This window comes from Eudoraea adriatica DSM 19308 (assembly GCF_000382125.1).
Lineage (GTDB): Bacteria > Bacteroidota > Bacteroidia > Flavobacteriales > Flavobacteriaceae > Eudoraea > Eudoraea adriatica.
In genome coordinates, this window is sequence record NZ_KB907546.1 from 181,457 (window position 1) to 204,283 (window position 22,827).

At 38.8% G+C, this 22,827-nt stretch carries 24 protein-coding genes; 16 read left to right on the forward strand and 8 right to left on the reverse strand.

Annotation, left to right across the window (positions count from 1 at the left end; genetic code table 11):
- Positions 1-5 precede the first annotated feature (5 nt).
- Entirely contained in the window at positions 6-191 is a 186-nt protein-coding gene (locus tag G504_RS0100935; RefSeq protein ID WP_019668248.1) for a hypothetical protein, read from the forward strand.
- A gap of 9 nt (positions 192-200) precedes the next feature.
- Here G504_RS0100935 and G504_RS0100940 read toward each other — a convergent pair whose 3' ends face one another.
- The 4 genes from G504_RS0100940 to G504_RS0100955 form a co-directional block, all read right to left on the reverse strand.
- Positions 201-623, reverse strand: coding sequence for a VOC family protein (locus tag G504_RS0100940; RefSeq protein WP_019668249.1), 423 nt, complete (start codon positions 621-623; stop codon positions 201-203).
- A 10-nt stretch (positions 624-633) separates the two neighbouring features.
- On the reverse strand, positions 634-1,497 hold the full coding sequence (locus G504_RS0100945) for an alpha/beta fold hydrolase (RefSeq protein WP_019668250.1): 864 nt from the start codon (positions 1,495-1,497) through the stop codon (positions 634-636).
- Between the two features lie 120 nt (positions 1,498-1,617).
- Positions 1,618-2,172, reverse strand: coding sequence for a hypothetical protein (locus tag G504_RS0100950; protein ID WP_019668251.1), 555 nt, complete (start codon positions 2,170-2,172; stop codon positions 1,618-1,620).
- Between the two features lie 6 nt (positions 2,173-2,178).
- A complete protein-coding gene (locus G504_RS0100955) occupies positions 2,179-3,702 on the reverse strand; it encodes a helicase HerA-like domain-containing protein (RefSeq protein WP_026348323.1) in 1,524 nt (507 codons plus the stop codon).
- A gap of 57 nt (positions 3,703-3,759) precedes the next feature.
- On the opposite strand from G504_RS0100955, the gene G504_RS0100960 reads away from it, so the two are divergent.
- Both G504_RS0100960 and G504_RS0100965 read left to right on the forward strand, forming a co-directional pair.
- The gene (locus tag G504_RS0100960) at positions 3,760-4,212 is read left to right on the forward strand and encodes a Rid family detoxifying hydrolase (RefSeq protein WP_019668253.1); all 453 of its coding nucleotides are present in this window, start codon (positions 3,760-3,762) and stop codon (positions 4,210-4,212) included.
- Positions 4,213-4,344: 132 nt separating this feature from the next.
- Positions 4,345-4,977 carry a 7-carboxy-7-deazaguanine synthase QueE gene (locus tag G504_RS0100965; protein ID WP_019668254.1) on the forward strand — a complete coding sequence of 211 codons (633 nt, stop codon included), beginning with the start codon at positions 4,345-4,347 and terminating at the stop codon, positions 4,975-4,977.
- A gap of 86 nt (positions 4,978-5,063) precedes the next feature.
- Here the strand turns inward: G504_RS0100965 and G504_RS0100970 are convergent, their stop codons facing one another.
- Entirely contained in the window at positions 5,064-5,858 is a 795-nt protein-coding gene (locus tag G504_RS0100970) for a hypothetical protein (protein ID WP_019668255.1), read from the reverse strand.
- Positions 5,859-5,924: 66 nt separating this feature from the next.
- A complete protein-coding gene (locus tag G504_RS0100975; protein WP_019668256.1) occupies positions 5,925-6,638 on the reverse strand; it encodes a class I SAM-dependent methyltransferase in 714 nt (237 codons plus the stop codon).
- 90 nt (positions 6,639-6,728) lie between these two features.
- Here G504_RS0100975 and G504_RS0100980 point away from each other — a divergent pair, with 90 nt between their 5' ends.
- The gene (locus G504_RS0100980) at positions 6,729-7,223 is read left to right on the forward strand and encodes a YkgJ family cysteine cluster protein (RefSeq protein WP_019668257.1); all 495 of its coding nucleotides are present in this window, start codon (positions 6,729-6,731) and stop codon (positions 7,221-7,223) included.
- A gap of 75 nt (positions 7,224-7,298) precedes the next feature.
- Positions 7,299-8,138 (forward strand): sterol desaturase family protein, encoded by an 840-nt coding sequence (locus G504_RS0100985; RefSeq protein WP_019668258.1) that lies wholly within the window; start codon positions 7,299-7,301, stop codon positions 8,136-8,138.
- Between the two features lie 3 nt (positions 8,139-8,141).
- Here the strand turns inward: G504_RS0100985 and G504_RS0100990 are convergent, their stop codons facing one another.
- Complete coding sequence (locus G504_RS0100990) at positions 8,142-9,404, reverse strand: exo-beta-N-acetylmuramidase NamZ family protein (RefSeq protein ID WP_019668259.1); 1,263 nt, start codon at positions 9,402-9,404, stop codon at positions 8,142-8,144.
- A gap of 3 nt (positions 9,405-9,407) precedes the next feature.
- Here G504_RS0100990 and G504_RS0100995 point away from each other — a divergent pair, with 3 nt between their 5' ends.
- The 10 genes from G504_RS0100995 (at position 9,408) to G504_RS20045 (ending at position 19,325) form a co-directional block, all read left to right on the forward strand.
- Positions 9,408-10,649, forward strand: a complete 1,242-nt coding sequence (locus tag G504_RS0100995; protein ID WP_019668260.1) for an ABC transporter permease — start codon at positions 9,408-9,410, stop codon at positions 10,647-10,649.
- 130 nt (positions 10,650-10,779) lie between these two features.
- The gene (locus G504_RS0101000; protein ID WP_019668261.1) at positions 10,780-11,760 is read left to right on the forward strand and encodes a PLP-dependent cysteine synthase family protein; all 981 of its coding nucleotides are present in this window, start codon (positions 10,780-10,782) and stop codon (positions 11,758-11,760) included.
- A gap of 24 nt (positions 11,761-11,784) precedes the next feature.
- Positions 11,785-13,083, forward strand: coding sequence for a M20/M25/M40 family metallo-hydrolase (locus tag G504_RS0101005; protein WP_019668262.1), 1,299 nt, complete (start codon positions 11,785-11,787; stop codon positions 13,081-13,083).
- A 3-nt stretch (positions 13,084-13,086) separates the two neighbouring features.
- On the forward strand, positions 13,087-13,860 hold the full coding sequence (locus G504_RS0101010; RefSeq protein WP_019668263.1) for an aldose epimerase family protein: 774 nt from the start codon (positions 13,087-13,089) through the stop codon (positions 13,858-13,860).
- A 58-nt stretch (positions 13,861-13,918) separates the two neighbouring features.
- A complete protein-coding gene (locus G504_RS0101015; RefSeq protein ID WP_019668264.1) occupies positions 13,919-14,551 on the forward strand; it encodes a Crp/Fnr family transcriptional regulator in 633 nt (210 codons plus the stop codon).
- Between the two features lie 75 nt (positions 14,552-14,626).
- The gene (locus tag G504_RS0101020) at positions 14,627-15,544 is read left to right on the forward strand and encodes a hypothetical protein (protein WP_019668265.1); all 918 of its coding nucleotides are present in this window, start codon (positions 14,627-14,629) and stop codon (positions 15,542-15,544) included.
- 84 nt (positions 15,545-15,628) lie between these two features.
- Positions 15,629-17,359, forward strand: a complete 1,731-nt coding sequence (locus G504_RS0101025; RefSeq protein ID WP_019668266.1) for a SulP family inorganic anion transporter — start codon at positions 15,629-15,631, stop codon at positions 17,357-17,359.
- Between the two features lie 57 nt (positions 17,360-17,416).
- Complete coding sequence (locus tag G504_RS0101030; RefSeq protein ID WP_019668267.1) at positions 17,417-18,826, forward strand: MBL fold metallo-hydrolase; 1,410 nt, start codon at positions 17,417-17,419, stop codon at positions 18,824-18,826.
- 99 nt (positions 18,827-18,925) lie between these two features.
- Positions 18,926-19,144, forward strand: a complete 219-nt coding sequence (locus G504_RS0101035) for a YgaP family membrane protein (protein WP_026348324.1) — start codon at positions 18,926-18,928, stop codon at positions 19,142-19,144.
- Positions 19,145-19,196: 52 nt separating this feature from the next.
- Positions 19,197-19,325 (forward strand): hypothetical protein, encoded by a 129-nt coding sequence (locus tag G504_RS20045; RefSeq protein WP_019668269.1) that lies wholly within the window; start codon positions 19,197-19,199, stop codon positions 19,323-19,325.
- Positions 19,326-19,868: 543 nt separating this feature from the next.
- On the opposite strand, the gene G504_RS0101055 is transcribed toward G504_RS20045, so the two are convergent.
- Entirely contained in the window at positions 19,869-21,257 is a 1,389-nt protein-coding gene (locus G504_RS0101055; RefSeq protein ID WP_019668272.1) for an exonuclease domain-containing protein, read from the reverse strand.
- A gap of 245 nt (positions 21,258-21,502) precedes the next feature.
- Between G504_RS0101055 and G504_RS0101060 the strand changes: the two genes are divergently transcribed.
- A complete protein-coding gene (locus G504_RS0101060; RefSeq protein ID WP_169336892.1) occupies positions 21,503-22,816 on the forward strand; it encodes an AGE family epimerase/isomerase in 1,314 nt (437 codons plus the stop codon).
- The last annotated feature ends 11 nt before the right edge of the window (positions 22,817-22,827 follow it).

Here is a 22,827-nt window from a genome sequence, read left to right on the forward strand (position 1 = left end):
TAGCTATGGATAAAAGGAAACTCACTTCCCAAACTTTAGCCGCTATTTTCTTCTATACTTTATTCTCCGTTATTCTGGAGAAGGATTATTCGCTGGATACCATCATTGACGAATTAAAGGAAGGTGTAATTTTTGGTATAATCTACGCTGTTGCGATCTGGTTTTGGGACAGATATAAAAAAAAGAAATAGAGAAAGCGTTTATTTGGCAAATAACTGGGCCATATCTTTAAAAGCCTTAAATTCCAGGGCATTTCCCGCAGGATCTAAAAAGAACATAGTAGCTTGTTCACCTACCAATCCCTTAAAACGGATGTAGGGCTCTATGATGAATTTTATGCCCTTGTCTTCCAGTTCTTTGGCAAAAGTATGGAAAGTATCCCAGGGCAATACCACCCCATAATGAGGTACCGGTACCTCTTTGCCATCCACCGGATTGGAGTGAAGTTCCTCCGTGGTTTTTGGCTTGTAATGAATTACAAGTTGGTGCCCAAAAAGATTGAAATCAACCCAATGGTCACTGCTACGTCCTTCTTCACATTTAAGGACGTCTCTGTAAAAAATCCGGCATTCATTCAGGTTATGAACAGGAATGGCGATATGGAATGGCGAAATAGTTGGCATAGAAAGTAATTTAAGCACTAAAATTAGCCCTTTTCTTTGATTTCAAAAAATCTATAATTTGTTGGTTCAATTCATCCTGATGCATCGAATGACCTAAACCTCTTGTGCTAATTAGCTTGCTGTTCCTCCAATTGGCATGTACTTTTTCTGAGTTGTGATAGGGAGTAATCGGGTCTTCAATATCATGAATTAATAATCCGGCTATTTGAATTTCCCTGGCAAATTTCGAAGTGGAAAGATCTCGTATGCCGAATCCAAAGTGTCTCTGAACATAATCGTCCAGGGAACCTAATACCCGCTTATTAAAACCTACAAGCTTTTGATAATGTTCCATCAGTTCATAATATTCGGAAGGGGCGCCAATGGTCACAATCTTTTGAATGGAATTATGAGGATATATGTATTGGTGATAAACAGCTGTCATTCCCCCAACCGAGTGTCCGATTATATAAGCGGGATTAAAATGTTTTACAATATGTTGTGTGCATTCAGCATAAAGCGGAACATTAAATATTCCACCAGATGAATTACCATGAGCTGGCGCATCAAAGGCCACTATGGCAAAATTTGCGTCACTCAAAAACCGTATTAAGTTGCGCCAGCGAAATGAATTGCTTTCCCAGCCGTGCAGCAATAAAACAGCTTCTTTTGTACCGGTCCAGGAATAAGTTTGTATTTGTTTTCCACCCACTTCAATTCTGATATCTTCGGCGTTTTTTAAAAAGGCAGCCTGCAAAGGCAGTACATTGCCTTTTCTTGGTGAACTAAACAAGGTAAAAGCCTTTTCTCCGGCAAGTTTTTTTGAGAAAAGCGCAAGGATATTGAAATAGGCCCCATAGGCTTTTGCAAAAATAGTATTTACTAAGTCTTTCATTTTAAGTACCAGGTTATCCGTATGGCTTCTAAATTATAGTGCTATTATTTAGCAGGTGAAATGTCAAAAATCAAAAGTGTTGTGCTTGCAGGTATTGCCTGATTTTTGTCATAATTTATTTCAATCCCAGCCCACCATCATGTACTTGATTTTAGAATCATCAGGGATTTGTACTTCTTCTATATCAATACTGGTGTCATAGCGCAGGCTTGCAGGCAATTCTTTTTTGTCTATGGTGAAGTATACATCGCTATTCTCAATGAAAATGATTACGTTATTCAATGAGGTTACAATTTTCTTTATGGCATATCTGTCTTTTATGTCCTTAAATGTGCTTTGAAGCCCAATCCCTTCTTCTGTTCTAAATCTGGGGTCCAATACCTGAATAATCCCGATTTTTGAAATACTATCGCTGTTTGCGGTTAGCTTTAACAATTGCTGCCCTCCTTTTTCATAGATTCTAATGGTTTTGGAGTTTGGTAACAATGTAGGTTGTAAAGTATCCCTTACGATGGAATCACTGGCAAATAAACGTTCAAGATCAGTAATGGTGCTGTTTCGCATTAGTTTACCTACCTGGGAATTGGTGATCAAAAAGGTAGGATCTTTATCCTCTTTACATTGTATTAATGTCAGGGCAAGTAGCAAAACCCATATAAATTGAATGTTTTTCATATTTTCTTATCGTATCACTTTTTTTAATACCCCTAATACACCCCTTATAAAAGTTGCACTCGTTAAAACTTTTATGACCGGATTTATACGTGTACTTCTTCGTGTTGTCGTTCTTCTTGAAGATGTTCTGCGGCTTTGCTCTTCTCTTTCCGTTTCTTTTTCTGCTTCCCTCTCAGCTCTCTCAATTTTTTCATTTAAAATCTCGTAGGCACTCTCCCTGTCAATTATATCATTGTATTTCTTTACCAGTTTCGAATTCTTAATTACGGAAACCAGTTCACTGTCTGTTAATACATCCATACGGCTCATTGGAGCACGCAGCATTGTAGCCGCAAGGGGAGTAGGCCTTCCTTTTTCATCTAAAGCCGTGATCAGTGCTTCCCCTATCCCCAAGGAAGTTAGCACCTCTTTTGTATCATAGTACGGCGACAGAGGGTAGTTTTCAGCAGTTAGTTTAATGGCTTTTCGGTCTCTGGCGGTGAATGCCCTGAGGGCATGCTGCACTTTCAGACCTAATTGAGCGAGAACTGCATTGGGTACATCTGTTGGATTCTGTGTAACAAAATAAAGCCCAATGCCTTTAGAGCGAATAAGTTTTACAATACTCTCGATCTGATCTAATAAAGCCTCTGAAGCTTCTTTAAAAATTAAATGGGCCTCGTCTATAAAGAATACCAGTTCAGGTCTGTCACTGTCTCCCTGTTCAGGGAATGTAGAATATATTTCGGCCAATAAACTCAGCATAAATGTGCTGAATAATTTGGGCCTGTCCTGTATATCCGTTAAGCGGACTATATTTATGTAGCCTCTTCCATTTTCATCAATACGGGTAAGATCTTCCACATCAAAGGATTTCTCACCAAAAAACAAATCGGCTCCCTGCTGTTCCAATTCTATAATTTTCCTTAGAATAGTTCCTGTGGAGCTTGTTGAAATTCTTCCGTATTCCTTTGCAAATTCTTTTTTGCCTGTTCCGGTGGCGTATTGCAAAACCTTTTTGAAGTCCTTTAGATCCAGTAAAGGCAGTTTGTTGTCATCACAATATTTAAAAATAACAGCAACAATACCCTCCTGTACTTCGGAAAGATCAAGGATGCGGGAAAGTAAAACAGGCCCGAATTCTGATACTGTTGCACGGAGCTTTACACCATCTTGTTCTGACAGAGAAAGTATTTCTACCGGAAAACTTTTAGGTTCAAAAGGCAGTCCAATCTTTTCATGCCTTTCATCAATTTTAGGATGTCCCGGACTAGGCTGGGCTATTCCGCTGAGGTCTCCTTTTAAATCCATTAAAAGTACCGGTATTCCTTTATCCGACAGGTTTTCCGCAATTACCTGAAGTGTTTTGGTCTTCCCCGTTCCTGTGGCACCGGCTATCAGACCGTGTCTGTTCAAAGTTCTTAGAGGAACTTTTACATGGGCCCCGGTAACTGTTTCCCCATCCAGCATCGCCGCACCCATTGTAATAAAATCACCTTTAGTGGTATACCCCTTTTCAATATGTGCGTAGAATTCCTCTTTGGTACTCATTTGGTCTATTTTTGATAAAAATAGGGTAATTTTAAGCAACAGTAAAAACAAAATAGAATGAAAAAACATTTACAATTAGTTGCTATTCTCACATTGGTTTGTTGTTCTGTGCTTAGTTCGCAAGAGGATTCTGCAATTACTTTTCACGAATCTCATGAAGGAAAGAAAAGAAGTGCACCCTTCAGTGATGTTGTACAGGCAGGGAATATTTATTTCCTGGCCGGGCAGATAGGAATGGACCATAAAACGCGAACTATGGTTGTTTCGGGAATCAGAACGGAAACGGAACAGGCAATTAAGAATATTCAGGAAGTTTTAGAACATCACGGGCTAACATTAAACAACGTTGTAAAATGTACAGTAATATTGGGTACAATGGAGGATTTCTCAGAATTCAATGAAGTTTACTCCAAATATTTTACAATGAAACCTGCGCGGACCACTTTTGCTGCAAGTGGCCTTGCCAGAAATGCCAGGGTTGAGATTGATGTAATCGCAGTTAAAAATTGAAGGTATTCAGGATATAATTGCTTTTGAAATTAGGACCGGATAGAAGTACTCTTTTCCGCCTGCAAGTTAATTTGTCATTTATTTCCAAAAATTACATCCAAAATACCGTCTGCTATATGTTATCTTTGCGGGATGATCAATAAGGAGGTTTTGGAATTGGTAAATGCCGGCCTAATGCTCCCTCTCATGGAAGAATTCTACACTATTCAGGGGGAAGGTTTTCACAAAGGTACGGCCGCTTATTTTATAAGGATTGGCGGATGTGATGTGGGGTGCCATTGGTGTGATGTAAAAGAAAGCTGGAATGCCGAAACCCATCCTCCAACGGCAATAGAAAGTATTGTTCGTAATGCGGCAAGTTTTTCGGATACCATAGTTGTAACAGGCGGAGAACCTTTGATGTGGGATATGGGGCCTCTGACGAAAGCCTTAAAAAACAAAAATCTCAGCACACACATTGAAACTTCCGGGGCTTACCCTTTGACCGGTATATGGGACTGGATATGTTTGTCGCCTAAAAAGAACAAATTACCTGTAGATGAAATTTACCGGCAGGCACACGAATTGAAAGTTATTGTTTACAATAAGCATGATCTGGTTTTTGCAGAAGAGCAGGCAAAAAAGGTAAGCAAAACCTGTATTCTGTATTTGCAACCGGAGTGGAGTGTCCGGGAAAAAGTAACCCCTATGATCGTAGATTATGTAATGAAGAACCCAAAATGGAAAGTATCTTTGCAAACCCATAAATACCTAAATATTCCCTAGGTCAAAGTTATCCGCAAGTAATTATTCAATCTGGCTGGCTTTGAAAATCCCAAAAGGGCTAAAAAAATGCCAAAAAATAGAGAGAATTATCTACCTCCGTTATTTTGAAGATCAAGGATGCATTCGGCATCCAAAGTGGGAACTGCCACACCTTTGGACAATTTGCTTTTTTCTAAAACGCTCATCATGCCCCCTCCAAATTCCAATTCGGCGCGCATAAGGCAACCGGCTATATCACAATGGTTCTCGGCATCCGGGTCTTCATGAGGGTTTACCATTGCAGTGCCAAGATCAACTAAACCAAATAAATGTCCAAATTCGTGGTTAAGGGTTGAGGTTTCCACATCGGATATTGTAATCAGGGCACTCCGATTGGCGAGTTTGCGCACAACGCCTTCATGGATAACCATTGATGTGTTTCTGTAAACTGCCCCAAGAGTTACAATACCCTCGTCTTCATCATCAGAATCTGATGGTGCATCGGCAAAATAGATATATATGGCCAGGGTCTGCCCGTCGTTGTATGCAGTACGGTTTTCACTTTCCAGATCGGCTATCTCCTGCAGAGTCAATGTTTCCTCATCAGGGGAAGCTAATTCGCGGTAGACCACCTGTATGTCGTTTTTAAAGGTTCGATTTCTAAGATAGGTTTCAAAATTGTTCATGGTTTCACTTGTAGGCCGGAAACCGGTAACATAGGCAGCTTCTATTAATAACCTTGAATATGCTGTATTGGATAGAATATCATTGGCAGAATCTCCGGTTGCCAATAAATTAGCCGATTTATCAATCCCCGAAGGAGTTGTATTGTCACTGTCTTTTGAACAATTTAGGAAGAGTCCAATAGCGATCAATATGGTAAAGATTCGAAACTTTTTCATAGCTGTTTTAATTTTCTTTCAGGGCCAAAATTACATATAAATTACAACGTATTTTAAATACTTCTATTATGATTGCACCTTAAGTCTTGCCAAATAGTCATAATGCGGTCCTTCACAAATCATCTCACAGCTAAAATTATGCTGCTCAGCGAGCTGTTTTAGGCTATTATAATCCAGATATAGCCAATTAAAAGGATCGCTTTTTAAACCTTTATACATCATTCTAAATTCTACTTCACCGTAATATTTGCCATTATTTGGGATCCAATAACCACCATCATCATCTAACTCAAACATATATATTATATCACTTGAATCCAGCAATATCTGTCCTCCCCGATGCAACATGGATTCTAATTGGGTCATTAAACGATCTGCCTCATTTAATGTTCCTGCTATTCCTATGCCATTCATTAACAGCAATATGGTATCAAATTTCATACCAGAATAATCAAAAATATTTGAGTGTATTACATCGCGTACCCCCCTTAACTTAGCTACGGCAACGGCACCTTCAGATGCATCCAGACCGGTAACTTCAAAGCCCTTTTTTTGCAAATGCAGGCTGTGACTGCCTGAACCACATCCCACATCCAATACCTTACCACGGCAGAGATCCAAAGCTTTTTGTTCAATTATGGGCATAGCATCATAATCTCTGAACAAATAAGGCAATGGAAGAACATCTTTCTCACCTAATGATGAATAAGTTAGAATATCTTCAGAGTAAATTCCATTTTGAAAATCAATAAGAGCCTTGCCAAAAATATCCCTGCTCATTTAAATTTGTAATTTTACCTGCAAAAGTGGACTTTTTGGGCGAAAAGTAAAAACACGCTGTTAAAAAATGAATAAAACATTCAGGGCCTGATGAAAGAACAACTTAAAACCTTACCCTTTAGGGCAAAAGAAAAGCATGCCGAAAACAAAAGGTTCTTTTCGAAACTCAAAAAGAGACCTCCGCGCAATTTGGACTATACGATGCAGGAGTTACACCATACGGAGTTTAAAAAAACAAATTGCCTGGATTGCGCAAATTGCTGTAAAACAACCGGCCCCCTTTTTACTAATACCGATATTGTTAGAATCGCGAAAAGTCTCAGGCAAAAACCACAACAATTTATAGACACTTATTTAAGGGTCGATGAAGACAGTGATTATGTCCTTAAGCAGGTTCCCTGTGTTTTTCTGGGTGCGGATAACTATTGTTCAATTTACGAAGCAAGACCCAAAGCCTGTCGGGAATTCCCTCATACGGATCGCAAAAAGTTTCAACAAATTACAAATCTCACACTTAAGAATGTGGCTATCTGCCCTGCTGCGTACAACATTGTAGAAGAAATGAAAAAGAATATTAAGGCCTAGAGAATTGGCAATATCTTTTTTTTAAGGCAACTTCACGCTGCAAAATAATTGATCTGAAAATAGTAACTTTACGCCATGGAGGCCATACTGAGCTATTTTGAAACCATACCGTCTTTACACAGGAGTCTTATTCTGGTTTTGGGAATAACCTTTTTCTGGATGCTTGAAGGTGCCCTGCCACTTTTCAATTTCAATTATAAAAAATGGAGGCATGCTCTGCCTAATTTCTTTTTTACACTTACTACCATTGTTATCAATTTTGCACTTGCCTTCCTGCTGTTAAAATCCAGCGATTGGGTTACTGCAACTAAATTCGGGCTTATAAACTGGCTGCCCGAAATACCTCTATGGCTTTATGTAATACTTGGCGTTTTACTTCTGGATTTTATTGGAGCCTATTTGGCACATTATGTTGAACATAAGGTAAAACCTTTATGGATGATTCATTTGGTGCATCATACGGACCATGAGGTAGATACAACCACGGCCAACAGGCATCACCCTCTGGAGAGTCTTATCCGCTTTAGCTTCACGCTAATGGGCGTATTTATTGTGGGAACCCCTATCGGCATAGTAATGCTTTATCAATCGTTATCAATTGTGGCAACGCAATTCAGCCATGCCAATATAAAATTGCCAAAAAGAGCAGATGACATTTTGAGTTGGGTAATTGTATCTCCGGACATGCACAAGGTGCATCACCATTACAGGTTACCCTACACAGATTCTAACTACGGAAATATTTTTGCTATCTGGGACCGCCTCTTTGGAACTTTCATGAAATTAGATCGCAGTAATATTGTCTATGGGGTGGATACTTTCCCGGACAAAAAAGAAAATGGAAGTTTAACCGGTTTATTGAAGCAGCCTTTCCATAAATACAGAAAGCCAACTACAGCAAAGGCAGATACGTAAGTATTATTTGTAAAGCAGGTATTTACTTCTGATTTTCCTGAATTTATCTAAATCTTTCTGCCAGCTTTCTCTAATCTCTTTTTCGCTTAACCCGGCTTCAATTTGTTGCTGCAGTTTCTCAGTACCTGCATGCTTCGTAAATCCACTGCTATTAAAAACCAATTTTTTATCTGAGGCATTATGGTATGCATCAATTAACCATTGTAAGGAAACTTCATTCATTTTTGGCCATGAAGAGAGATCCTTCCCAAAGCATTTTTTTTCGGAATGTTTAGGGTTTTTGGAGCCAAAATTGGGTTTGGGAACATAACTGAAATCGTAGGCAGTGCTATCCAGAAAAGGAGCGCCATATCTTTGAAACTGACTTTCTGTGCCCCGACCGGCATTGATGTTGGTCCCTTCAAAGAGCCCCAGACTGGGATATAGGTTAATAGCCACTTCGTTAGGAAGATTAGGCGAAGGTCTCACCGGAATTTTATAATCAGAATTATGGCTATAATTTCTTAGAGGTATTACTGCTAAATCTGCCTTTATGCCTTTTTCGAGCCATCCCTCATTATTAATCATATTGGCGTATTCTCCGATAGTCATTCCGTATACCAGCGGAATAGGGGTAAGGCCCAAAAACCCTTTATGCGCTATCTCCATGGTTGGCCCGTCAACATAATGTCCGTTGGGATTGGGACGATCCAGAACTAAAACAGGAATACCTTTTTCTGCACAGGCTTCCATAACCAATTGTAAGGTGGCTATGTAAGTGTAAAACCTAACTCCCACATCCTGAATATCAAATACTACAATATCAAGCCCCTCTAATTGTGAAGAGGTGGGTTTTCTGTTCTTGCCGTAAAGGGAGATAATGGGAATTCCGGTTTTGGCGTCCATCCCATCTTTTACATGCTCTCCGGCATCTGCCATTCCCCGAAATCCATGCTCGGGAGCGAATACTTTTTCTATGTCAATATTAAGTAATAGCAGCGAATCTACAAGATGTGTGAAGGCATTACTGGGTGATTCTCCGGGACTGTTGTTCTTAAAAATAATACTGGTCTGATTGGCAACTACCCCCACCTTTTTTCCTCGCAATCGGGGCAGGTATTCTTCGATGGAATTTGCACCTGCAACAATAGCAGAATCTTGTAGCTCTATAGTTTTCGGTAATTCCAAAGCTGCTGAATCCTTATCTTTTTTTAAGTTGTTTCCGCAGGCCGTTAGTATCAAAAGCCACAATAAAAATGTATTTTTGAACCTGGATAAAAAAGCCATCTGTTGAATTTAGAATATTTTATAGCAAAACGCCTTATTAAGGGTAAGGAGCATAAAATTAGTATTTCCGCGCCAATAATAAAAATAGCCATCGCAGCAATTGCCTTAGGGGTCATAATGATGCTTATTGCCATTGCAACCGGGGTAGGGTTAAAAAATAAAATTCGTGAGAAGGTTGCTGCCTTCAATGGTCATATTCAAATCTACAATTACGATAACAATGTTTCTGATGTTTCTGTAGTTCCTGTATCTCTGAATCAGGAATTTTATCCGGAATTTACTGATGTTGACGGAATTTCACATATTCAGGCTGTTGCCAGTAAAGCGGGTATAATAAGGACTGAGGATACTTTTGAAGGGATTATTGCCAAAGGAGTTGGGAAAGATTATAACTGGCAGGTATTCAGTGAATATCTACAGGATGGCAGACTGCCGGACTTTAAGGGAGAACTTAATACCGAGGTGCTAATGTCTTCTTTGATGGCCAGAAGGCTTAAATTAAAAGTAGGAGATGAATTCTTTACCTTCTTTTTAAAGGATGAGGACCCTTCGCAAACTCCGAATCAAAGGAAATTTAAGATTGTAGGGGTCTATGACAGCGGATTTGAAGAGTTTGATGCCAAGTATGTGTTTACAGATATCCGTCATATTCAAAGGGTTAACAGGTGGCAGGAGGATCAGGTTGGTAATTTTGAAATTTTTCTCCTCAATTTTGAAGATATTGAAAGCAAAACAAATGAAATATATGGTAAAACACTAAGTGAACTGGATACACAAAATATAAAGAATAAGTATTTCAAAATTTTTGAATGGATAGGCTTATTCGATTTTAATATTGCTCTCATCATTGGTATAATGATTATTGTCGGAGGCTTTAATATGATAACCGCACTGCTGGTGTTAATATTGGAAAGAACTCAGATGATCGGAATTCTCAAGGCTTTGGGGTCTCCTAATTGGAGCATTCGCAAAGTGTTTTTATATAATGCTGCTTATCTGATAACAATTGGCTTGCTCTGGGGCAACCTGATTGGTCTTGCATTTATCTGGTTCCAGGGAACCTACCGGGTTTTTAAATTTCCGAATCCCAAGGAGTATTATATCGACTATATTCCTGTGCATATAGATTTTCCCACAATTTTTATTTTGAATCTCGGCGTACTTCTATTATGTCTGCTGATGCTTTTGATACCATCTTTTATCATTACAAAAATAACTCCTGTGAAAGCCATTAAATTTGAATAATATAAACTTTTTTGCTTTCCTTTCCATGCAGTCTGAATCCCGGAATAAATTAACGATATCCAAATCAATAACAATTACTAAAAGGAACTACTGAAATCTGCTTTTTGAAAATACTATCTTTACAGTGCTTATGAAATACGCCAAAACTATCCTGGAAACCATTGGAAATACCCCCCTGGTTAAAATAAATAAATTAACTGCAGAATTGCCATGCCTTGTATTGGCTAAGTATGAAACCTTTAACCCGGGAAACTCCGTAAAAGATCGAATGGCCGTTCAAATGATTGAGGATGCCGAAGCCGAAGGCAAATTAAAGCCCGGAGGAACTATAATTGAGGGAACTTCCGGAAATACCGGAATGGGACTTGCCCTTGTTGCTGTTGTAAAAGGGTACAAAATGATTTGTGTGATCAGCGATAAACAATCCAAAGAAAAGATAGATATACTAAAAGCAATGGGTAGTGAAGTATATGTATGTCCGACAGATGTGGCGCCGGAAGATCCCAGAAGTTATTATTCTACAGCCAGAAGATTATCTGAAGAGATTCCTAATTCATGGTATGTAAATCAGTACGACAATCCTTCCAATACCAAAGCACACTTTTTAACTACAGGGCCTGAGATCTGGGAACAGACAGAAGGTAAAGTAACCCATTTTGTTGCAGGGGTGGGAACAGGTGGCACTATTTCCGGAGTTGGGACCTTTTTAAAGTCAAAAAACCCGGATATTAAAATTTGGGGAGTAGATACATACGGCTCAGTTTTTAAAAAATATCATGAAACGGGTATCTTTGATCATAATGAAATATACCCGTATATAACTGAAGGAATAGGTGAAGACATTTTGCCAGAAAATGTGAACTTTGATATCATAGATGGATTTACGAAGGTAACAGACAAAGATGCTGCCATATATACACAACGCTTGGCAAAAGAGGAAGGAATGTTTCTTGGTAATTCTGCCGGTGCCGCCATTAAGGGTGTTCTCCAGCTAAAGGAAAAATTTAACGAAGACGATGTGGTGGTGGTTCTTTTTCACGATCACGGCAGCAGATACGTAGGCAAGATTTATAACGATGAGTGGATGAAAGAACAAGGCTTTATAGACTAAAAATTTAATTTGACTATTAATAATATGAATTTAAAACGATTAACGAGCTTACTGGTAGTTCTCATTTTTTGTGTGCAGTTACCCGCACAAAAGCTTTCAAAAGCGGAAAGAAAATTGGTAAAAACAGTTGAGGCAAGTAATGTTGAGGCTATCGATTTTTTGGAATATGTTGTTAATATTAACAGTGGTACTTTAAATGCAAAAGGGGTAAAGGAGGTAGGAATGGTTTTTAAGAAAGCCTTTGAGAATATCAATTTTGAAACAACCTGGATTGAGATGCCAGAGGAAATGAACAGGGCCGGTCACCTGTTTGCGGAAACAGGAGGCAGCAAGGGTAAAAAGCTATTGCTTATTGGCCATTTAGATACCGTATTTGAGGAGAACAGCCCTTTTCAGGAATTTGAGCGCGTAAATGATAGCATCGCTCATGCGCCGGGGGGTAATGATATGAAGGGTGGCGATGTAATTGTACTATACGCCTTGAAAGCTTTGCAGGCTAACGGTTTGCTGAATGATGCCCAGATCATAGTTGCTTTTACAGGTGATGAAGAAAGTACGGGAAAACCTCTGGATATAAGCAGAAAAGATTTAATTGAAGCAGCAAAGAGAAGCGATATTGCACTCGGATTTGAGACTTCTACCGGGTTTAATTATGCTACTGTAGCAAGGAGAGGGTCCTCGGGATGGCAGGTTGATGTTGAAGGAAAGCGAGCCCACAGTTCAGGTATATTTAATGAACGGGTTGGTGCCGGTGCTGTTTTTGAAATGTCAAGAATTTTAAATGCGTTTTATGAAGAAGTTCGCGGAGCCGAATACCTTACGTTTAACCCCGGGATACTAATGGGGGGTACTTTTGTAGATTATGATACTTCTACAGGTAAAGGGGAGGTCTTTGGAAAAAGTAATGTTGTAGCGCAAACTGCTATGGTAAGAGGAGGTCTGCGTTTTATTTCAGAAGAGCAAAAGGAAGATGCGAGAAATAAAATGAGGGAAATTGTTTCTAATAGTTTGCCCCGGACATCAGCAACAATAAGTTTTACAGATAGTTACCCGGCAATGGTTCCTACAGAAGGGAATAACAGGCTCCTTGCCGAGTTAAATCAGGTAAGTCTGGATCTCGGTCAGGGTGAGGTAATTGGTTATGACCCCGGCAAAAGAGGTGCTGCAGACACATCTTTTGTAGCCGAATATGTGGATTGCCTTGATGGTTTAGGCACGATGGGAAGCGGAGCACATACCCCTGAAGAAACCGTAAATTTGAACACAATTGAAGACCTTACCAAGAGAACAGCGGTACTTATTTATAGATTGATCAATCAATAATTAATGGTAAATCTTAGCTCGGGAAAAGCAATTGCCAAAATAGAGGACGGTGAATTAGTAAGTTATCTGCTAAAAGGCCACGAATTTATTCATCAAAAAGGGAGTCCCGGTTGGCGAAACTCGGATACTGAAATGTTTCCTGTAATAGGGCCGACGGCAGATGCTGGCTTCCGGGTTCATGTTCCCAGGGGTAATGCTATTCAGGACCAACATGGATTATTGCGCGAATTGGATTACGAGCTTCTTTCAAGCACGGATACTACCGCTCAATATAAGAAGTCCTATAAGGCAGGGACGGTTATCAAAAACTCCAAGTATCCCGATAAATCTACAGCGCAATTGCTTATCTGGCCCTTTAGTTTTGAATTTTACAAGGGTTTTGAACTCACTGATAAAGATCTGGAGATTAGTTTTAGAATTTCCGGAGAAAAAGATATGCCTTTTATGCTGGGGTATCATCCGGCATTTAAACTATATTCGGAAAATCCCATGGTAATCGCAGAAGATCAGACGATAACATTAGGATCTGTTCTCAAAGCCGGGAGCCGGGCTCTGGAAGTTAGTAATTGTCAAAGTGTTACCTTGCGGGATGATAAAGAGTTAACCATAAAAACAGAAGGTTTCGGCCATTTTATGCTGTGGACAGAAGTGTCGAATATGATATGCATAGAGCCTATAACCTTTTACCCCTATGCAGTAGAACAAGTTGAATTGCATAAAGGATTTGATTACCTGTCTGATAAGGACAGGCATTTTAAAGTCACTTTAATTCCATAATTTAATAATCTGTTTATAAGACCAGGAATAATCTGATTTAATCTAAAGGAACTAAAAAATGAGAGTACTGTTAGAGCGTCATTACGGGTATTTGTTTGAACCGGAATTGTTAGATGAGATAGAAACTGCCGGTAAATGCAAACTCATAAAACAAGGGGAACGTTTGTTGGATATAGGCCAGGACATAACCGTTATGCCTTTAATTTTTAGCGGAGCAATAAAAATTCTTCGTGAAGATGATGATGGTGATGAGTTACTGCTTTATTTCATTGAGAAAGGCGATACCTGCGCAATGACATTTTCTTGTTGTCTTGGGAGCGGTAAAAGTGAGATCAGGGCAATTGCTGAATCAGATACAGAATTATTGATGATTCCAATAAGTAAAATGGATGAGTGGATGGCCAAATATCAAAGCTGGCGAGAATTTATTTTGGATAGTTATCATACCAGAATGTCAGAATTGCTGGAAACAATAGATACTTTGGCATTTATGAAAATGGATGAGCGCATAATGAAGTATCTCAAAGACCGTGCAATGGTAACCAATGACGATATTATATATTCCACACATCAGGATGTGGCCAATGATTTACATACCTCCAGGGTCGTAGTGTCAAGGCTTTTAAAAAGCCTAGAGAAACAAGGCAAAATAGAATTGAGCCGAAACCATATAAAGGTTATTGAATTATAGCAGAATAATTTACTCAGGTTGTAACAATTAGTGGCGATAAGCATCTTTAGAAGTATTAAACTCTAAAATAAAAAGATGAAATTATCACTTACCCTTTCTGTAATTCTGGTTTTGGCCATAATAAATCATAACTGTGCACAATCTGAAGTACTTTTTAATGGCGTTGAACTTCAGGATTCTTTTCAAAGTGCAAAAGCTAAAATGGAACCTTTTGCAGAAAAACTGGAAATATTTGAAATAGAAAACCCAACCTTTCCATTATCCAAAAACCTTGAGACACATTTGGTTTTACAGAACTACAAATCCGGCTACGGTACCATTTCTGAGTTGGTATTTACTTTTGCGGATGATAAATTGGTATATATTCAGGCCTTTGGTAATGCGGTGGAGAGCATAACTGCTAAAAGAAAAGATACTGCTCAGACCTATATGAGCTACGAATTCTATCCAAATGATGGGATTGTTACGAAGCCTTCCGAGGATAAAGTCTGGATCTTATCTAAAGAGGCCATGCATCCGAATTTGTTTACCTGGGACAACCCATACCTCCCATCAAACAGGGAACTTAAAAAAGCGCATAACCCATCGGCTAGAATCCCGGATTTTATTAAAATGGGAGGAAATTTAGAGCAGTTAAAACCAAATTTGGAAAGCGAATCTGTTTTTACAACTAGCATGGAATTAGATGGTAGTGATCCCAATGCTCAATTGCAAATAGATTGTTTTGGTGTAGAATATGGAGGTTTTCCCAGAAAATTTGAGGCACGTTTTGGAGATGGAAAACTCAATGTTTTGTGGATTCTGACCGGTAAGGGGGAAGAAGACCGCATCAGGCAGAAACTTATTTCCGAATATGGTCCGGTTATCTTTAAAGATGATACTTGGGAGGTCTTTAATAACTGGCAGGTAATACTGCGCAAGGATAAACCAGAGGTCCTTGTATTAACAGAAGAACTTGCAGCTTTTTATAAGAAAGATTTCTTTAAACAATAGCACTGCCTATAAGCCCTGGTGTTTTGACCGACAAAAGGTGCAGGGGAAACCATTGATTTATTGATTAAATAGTACATTTGATTAATGAGAAAAATTTTCCCAATTCTACATAGGCTGCGTAGTTATAAACGGAAAGATCTTCCTAAAGACATTATTGGGGGCTTAACAGTTGGAATTGTGCTTATTCCTCAGGCAATGGCCTATGCCATGATCGCCGGTTTGCCACCTGTTTACGGCTTGTATGCGTCCTTAATGCCTCTGTTGGTTTATGCGTTTATGGGCACTTCAAGATCGCTTGCAATTGGACCGGTAGCAATGGACTCTTTACTAGTTGCAATAGGTTTGGGAACCCTGGCCATAGTAGGTCTGGAGAATTACATTGCCCTGGCAATCCTGCTTGCTTTTATGGTTGGAGCCATACAATTCGTTTTAGGTATTTTTCGGATGGGTTACCTGGTTACTTTTTTAGCCAAACCGGTTATCAGCGGATTTACTTCTGCCGCGGCAATGATTATTATTTTTAGTCAGTTAAAACATTTGCTGGGCGTGGACATGGAAGGAAGTAACCAGTTTCACAGAATTTTTTTAAATGCTATTGAGACAATTCCCGAAACCAATTTCTATGATTTCATTATAGGGCTTGCTGGTATTTTTCTGCTCATTGGTTTTAAAAAATGGAATAGACATATCCCTGCTATTCTTATTATTGTTGTTTTGGGAATACTGGCAGTTTATTTTTTCAAAATGGAAGCGCTCGGAATTAAGATCGTGGGAACAATTCCAAAAGGATTGCCGGGCTTTGTTTTACCGGCATTTAGCATGGATACTATGATGCAGTTATGGCCAATTGCACTAACACTTGCTCTGATAGGATATCTCGAAGCTATTTCAATAGGCAAGGGTATTGAAGAGAAAAACGAAGAAGATCAGATTAATGCCAATCAGGAATTAGTTGCTTTAGGCTCAGCAAATATGCTGGGTTCCTTTTTTCAGTCCTATCCTGTTACTGCAAGTTTTTCGAGATCCGCCATCGATGATGAATCCGGATCAAAAAGCACGCTTTCCGGGATATTCACCGTTATTTTGGTTATAGTAACGCTTATATTTTTAACTCCGCTTTTTTATTATTTGCCAAAAGCAATCCTGGCCAGTATTATCATGGTATCGGTTTTTGGTTTAATTGATCTGGCATATGCAAAGCGTTTGTGGACCTATAGAAAAGATGAATTTATTGTGCTGTTATTTACGTTTTTGTTAACCCTGTTTATAGGTATCACTCAAGGTATCCTAACCGGGGTCTTGCTCTCTCTTTTATTGATGGTTTACAGAACTTCTAAACCTCATTTTGCGGTGTTAGCCAAAATAAAAGATTCAGAATATTATAAAAATATTTCGCGTTTCGGAGATGAGGTCATTTTGCGGGATGATCTGCTCATTGTACGTTTTGATTCACAATTGTACTTTGGAAATTCTGATTATTTCAAAAATCAGCTTTACAAGTATATGAGCCAGAAAGGGGATAATTTAAAAGGAGTAATATTGAATGCTGAGGCAATTAATTATATAGATTCCACAGCTACCAGAATGCTTACTAAAGTCATTAAAAAAATAAGGCAGGATGGAGTTCAGTTCTATATTGCAGGCGCAATAGGTCCCACAAGGGATATAATTTTCAGGAGTGGAATAAGTGACGTATTACCCAGGGAATTCCTGTTTGTAAAAATAAAGGAAGCAGTGGCTCACTTTGATAATCCGGAAAATGCATCTGCCACCCATAAAAAAGTGGCCTATCAGCGGAATAAGAAGAGTAACTAATGTTGCTCTCTTTAAATGGAGAAGCATTATTTTTGAAAAAAAATTAGAAATATAGAAATGATAATTGAACAAATTTATACCGGTTGTCTTGCGCAGGGAGCTTATTATATTGAAAGCAAGGGCGAAGTTGCAATAATTGACCCATTGCGCGAAGTTTTTCCCTATATAGAAAGAGCGAAAAAGAATAAGGCTGAAATAAAATATATTTTTGAAACCCATTTTCATGCCGACTTTGTGAGCGGGCATGTTACCCTGGCTAAAGAAACCGGAGCACCTATTGTTTATGGTCCAAATGCCAACCCATCTTTTGAGGCAATAATAGCTAAAGATGGTCAGATATTTCAACTTGGGAATATTACAATTCAAGCACTGCACACCCCGGGACACACTATGGAAAGCACTACCTATTTATTAAAGGACGAAACAGGCAAAGACCATGCGATTTTTTCCGGTGACACCTTGTTTTTGGGTGATGTGGGAAGACCAGATCTGGCCCAGAAAGCGGCAGACATGACCAAAGAGGATCTGGCCGGACTTCTTTATGATAGTTTGCGAAATAAAATTATGCCTTTGTCAGATGAGGTAATTGTCTATCCTGCACATGGTGCCGGCTCGGCTTGTGGCAAGAACATGATGAAAGAAACCGTGGATACTTTGGGGAACCAAAAACAAATGAATTACGCTTTGAGGGCAAATATGACCCGGGAGGAATTCATAAATGAAGTTACCGATGGCCTGCTTCCACCACCTAAATACTTTCCTCTGAATGTAAAAATGAATAAGGAGGGATACGAAGATATAGATGAGGTATTAAAACGCGGTATGGCATCCCTTTCACCTGATGCCTTTGAAGCAGCGGCCAATGAAACGGGTGCACTTGTGCTGGATGTGCGTCATCAGGATGAATTTGTAAAAGGGCATATCCCAAGATCTATTTTTATTGGACTGAATGGTGATTTTGCTCCCTGGGTGGGGGCTTTAATTGCCGATGTTAAGCAACCCATTTTGCTGGTAACTCCTGCCGGAAAGGAAAAAGAGACTGTTACCAGGTTGTCAAGGGTAGGCTTTGATAATACTTTAGGTGTTTTAAAAGGGGGTTTTGAAGCATGGGTAAATGCCGGAAAAGATATTGACACAATTAAAGCCTTAACCGCTAAGGAAGCAAAAGATACGCTGGAAGGCAAGCATTTGCCAATTTTTGATGTTCGCAAGGCAAGTGAATATAATGCGGAACATTTTATTGATGCGAATAACGCCCCACTGGATACCCTTAACGATCATTTGGCTGAATTTCCTAAGAACGAAACTTTTTATCTGCATTGTGAGGGAGGCTACCGATCCGTTATTGCGGCCTCAATCCTTAAAAGCAGAGGTATTCATAATCTGGTAGATATAGCAGGCGGATTTGCCGAGATGAAAAAGTCAGGAATGGAAGTGACTGATTATATCTGTCCCACTACCCAATAATATGACCAATATCATGGTTTGTGCGGGGAGCCCGTCTTATTTTTAACGACAGAATTTATAAAGGGCAGGAACTTTCTCATCCTTTAAAATTAGGAAATCATGAAACGAAACATGGGTAAAATCGATAAGATTGTCCGTTTTTCAATTGCCGTCATAATTGCTTTATTGGTATACTATAACGTAGTTGAAGGCGCATTGTCTTATATTCTATTGACAGTAGCGGCTGTATTTGTTTTAACCAGTTTAACCGGTTTCTGTCCGCTCTATGGTATTTTTGGCTGGAATACTTGTAAAGTGCGAAAAGCGCATAACAAGTAGTTCCCGGGTAAAATAATTTACTTTAACATATAATCAATAAGTATTCTGCGATATGGAATTAACAGGTATCCCTTTGGTAGATTGGAGTAATGGAATCATAATGATTGCCGTCTTTGCTTTTGTTGTGATTGCAATGATTGCCATTCTGGTAAGTCTTATGAATAGCGGTAAAAGGAGATAGAATTATTGGCTTTGTAAATAATTCCGCCCAGATTTTTGGTGTTGTTCATCGGATCCTATTTTTTGATAGGAAAGAAGGCCTTTTATCTCCATTTCAGTACTATTTCCCTTCTATTTTTTTCATTTTCCTAAAAAGTTGATAGATTTAACACTTTAATAAGCAACTCATGATATTTTCAATATCTTATTGTTACTTTTAGCTACCTGTGATGTTAAAAAATTTTGTTGAAAGGATTGGAGCCATTAATGTTTTATTGCTATTGGTGGTTCTATCCATTATCGTAGTTTCCGAATATATGTTTCTATCAGGAAACAAACTAGAAGCCATTTTCGTTGCCTTTTGGGCACCAACAATTTTAGGCTTTATGAATTACTTAAAGTATAAAAAATGACGGATTTTATCTTCATATATTCCGTTGTTGTTGCCATCATCTTTGTGATCTGGATGGTTTTTGTGGTCCGAATGTATAATGAAATGGATAAACATAAATAGAGGTCTTACCAATAGTGCAACTTTCCACTGACCTTAAATTCCATACTAAAACTAAACAGCTTTAATCATCCCAGTTGAAAAATCAACAATTGATTTCGGGTATTTAACCTTGTGCGTTTGAATAAGCCGGGTAGTTTCCAGGTTATCTTTTTGTGGTGTGATATATGCTAATATATCTTCAATGGAGTTAATTGAAACACTTTTGGGTACAAAACCATAACCGGTATAAATAGCTTCCTGTACCATTACAACAGCATCTTCATCATTAGTTCTTCCTTTTTCTTTTATGATATAAGTATTTTTTTCAGATGCCAGACTTTCGATAGCCTCCCGAACCCTTTTATTATAGGCAATGGCAGATTCTTTACCCCGGCAAATACCTTTGCAGTCAGCCACCCGGAAATGTGAGCAGGCGGCTACATTTTCCTGTAAATGGCAGTATTTAGGGCATAAATTATAGGCAATACATAACTGTTCTATAAAAAGACGGCAATCTGTGGTATTGTAAAATGTAATTAATGATTTAGGGACTAACCTTAGTTTGTTAAATGCCAGATGCATTATGCCTTGCCTGTCTTCATAGGCAAAAATACCATAAGGCACCACATTTCTTTTTTGTGCTCTGTTGAACAAGGGGTAATGATGTTTAATAGCAGCAGATTCCATTAACAGTGCAAGCAGTTCATTGCCTGAAAGCTCAAAATCTATATCTGAAGTATCTCTGCACATCTGAACCTCCTTCGTAGATTTATCATAAAAATGACTAAGAACCCTTTTCTTAATATTTTTGGCTTTGCCTACATAAATGATCTCCCCTTTGTTATTTTTAAAATAGTAAATACCTGGTTTTGAAGGTAACTTTTCATATACTTCCCTATTCAGTGAAGGCGGAAGGGTTGCTTCCTGAGAACGTGCATTTAAGAACGAGGTAAAAACAGTCCCGGAGTTTTCTGTTTGCAGTAGTTTTCTGAACAAATGTACCGTTGCATGTGCATCACCCCTTGCCCTGTGCCTGTCTGTAATAGGGATATTCAGAGAAGAACATAGTTTTCCCAGGCTATAGGAAGAATACCCCGGAATAAGTCTTCTTGACAACCGCACTGTACAGAGTTTTTTTCTAATGAAGGAAATTCCAATTGCCTTGAATTCTTCTTTAATGACGTTGTAATCGAAATTAACGCTATGGGCAACAAATATGGTGTCTTGCGTAATTTCCAATATTTTAGGAGCAATCTCCCGTATGGTGGGAGCATCTCGCACCATATGACTGTCAATGCCTGTTAATCCGGTAATAAAATAGGGTATTTCACATTCGGGATTTACCAGTGAGGTAAATTCATCCACCACTTGCTTTCCATCAAATTTAAAGATAGCTATCTCGGTAATTTTATTGCCCTTAATGCCGTTTCCGGTTGTTTCTATATCTACAATGGAATACAAATCTTCTATTTAATGGAATTTGAATAGCCAAGTTAATAAGAAAAATCAAGCAGCTCAAAATCCTTTTCCTATATTCAGTTTCAACTGGTATGACATTCTGTTGAAGAAATGGAAAAATATGACTAGCTTTAAGAACCCTTCCGGTTAAGGTATCTGGTATGACACAGGCTTTGTTTATTAAGCTCCTTTATAGAAGTATCTTTAGTCTTCTTATCTTTAGTTTTTTTTCATGTAAAGAAAACCAGGTGACAGAAAATAGTAAAGAGTCAAAGGTCTTAACTGAAATAAGAGCTTCACTGGATAGTTTGGTTAATCTGTGGTATCCTGCTTCAATTGATTCTGTAAGCGGAGGGTTTTATCCTGATTTCAATTATAAATGGGAGAAAGAAGGCGAGCAAAACAAGATGCTCGTAACCCAGGCTCGGCATATTTGGACAGCTTCCAAACTCGCCACCTTTTACGACGACAGCAATTATAAAAATATCGCGGCTCATGGCTTTCAGTTCTTAAAGGAAAGGATGTGGGATTCGAAATACGGTGGCTTCCATACACTTCTAGTATATGATGCGGATTCCCTTAAACCTGTGGCAAAAACAAAAAGCGCTTACGGCAATGCCTTTGCCATTTACGGACTGGCAGCATACTTTGAAATTTCTAAAGATTCATCTGCCCTTAATCTCGCAAAGAAAACATTCTACTGGTTAGAAGAACATGCCCACGATTCAGAATACAAAGGCTATTTTGATGTTTTGAATTTAGATGGATCCTGGATGCTGGATGTCATTGAAAACGACAGGGATTACGATAATTTTATCCGTAAAGACTGGAAAGATCAGAATTCGTCCATTCATCTCCTGGAAGCTTTTACAGCACTCTATGAAGTATGGCCAAACCCATTGTTAAAAGAACGTCTCGAAGAACTTTTAATTCTGATAAGAGATACAATCACCACGCATAAGGGATTTCTCACCCTCCATTTAGAAAGGAATTGGACGCCCGTTTCTTTTAAGGATTCGACAGAAGCGTTCAGGTCTGAAAATTTTTGGCTGGATCATGTTTCATTCGGCCACGATGTGGAAACAGGATTTCTTCTTCTGGAAGCTTCTGAAGCAATTTACCACACTAAAGATTCTACAACTTTGGCAATTGCCAAAAGAATGATGGACCATGGAATTGATCATGGATGGGACGCTGAAAAAGGTGGTTTTTTTGATGGAGGTTATTATTTGGAGGACTCGGATGTCTGCACTATCTTAAATCCGGCAAAAATCTGGTGGTCCCAGGCCGAAGGGCTTAATTCATTATTGCTTATGTCGCAATTGTATCCCGAGCAAAAGGAGTACTATGAATTGTTTGAAAAGCAATGGAATTATATCAATGAATACCTTATAGACCATGCTTATGGCGGATGGTACGATGAAGGACTCGATTCAGACCCCGAAGCTGCTCAACGTGCCAAGGCGCACGTCTGGAAGGTAAATTATCATAATATCCGATCATTGATTAATGTAATACAAATGCTCGAAGGAAGATTTAAATTAACAAATAGCGGGCATTAGTTAACTTTTAA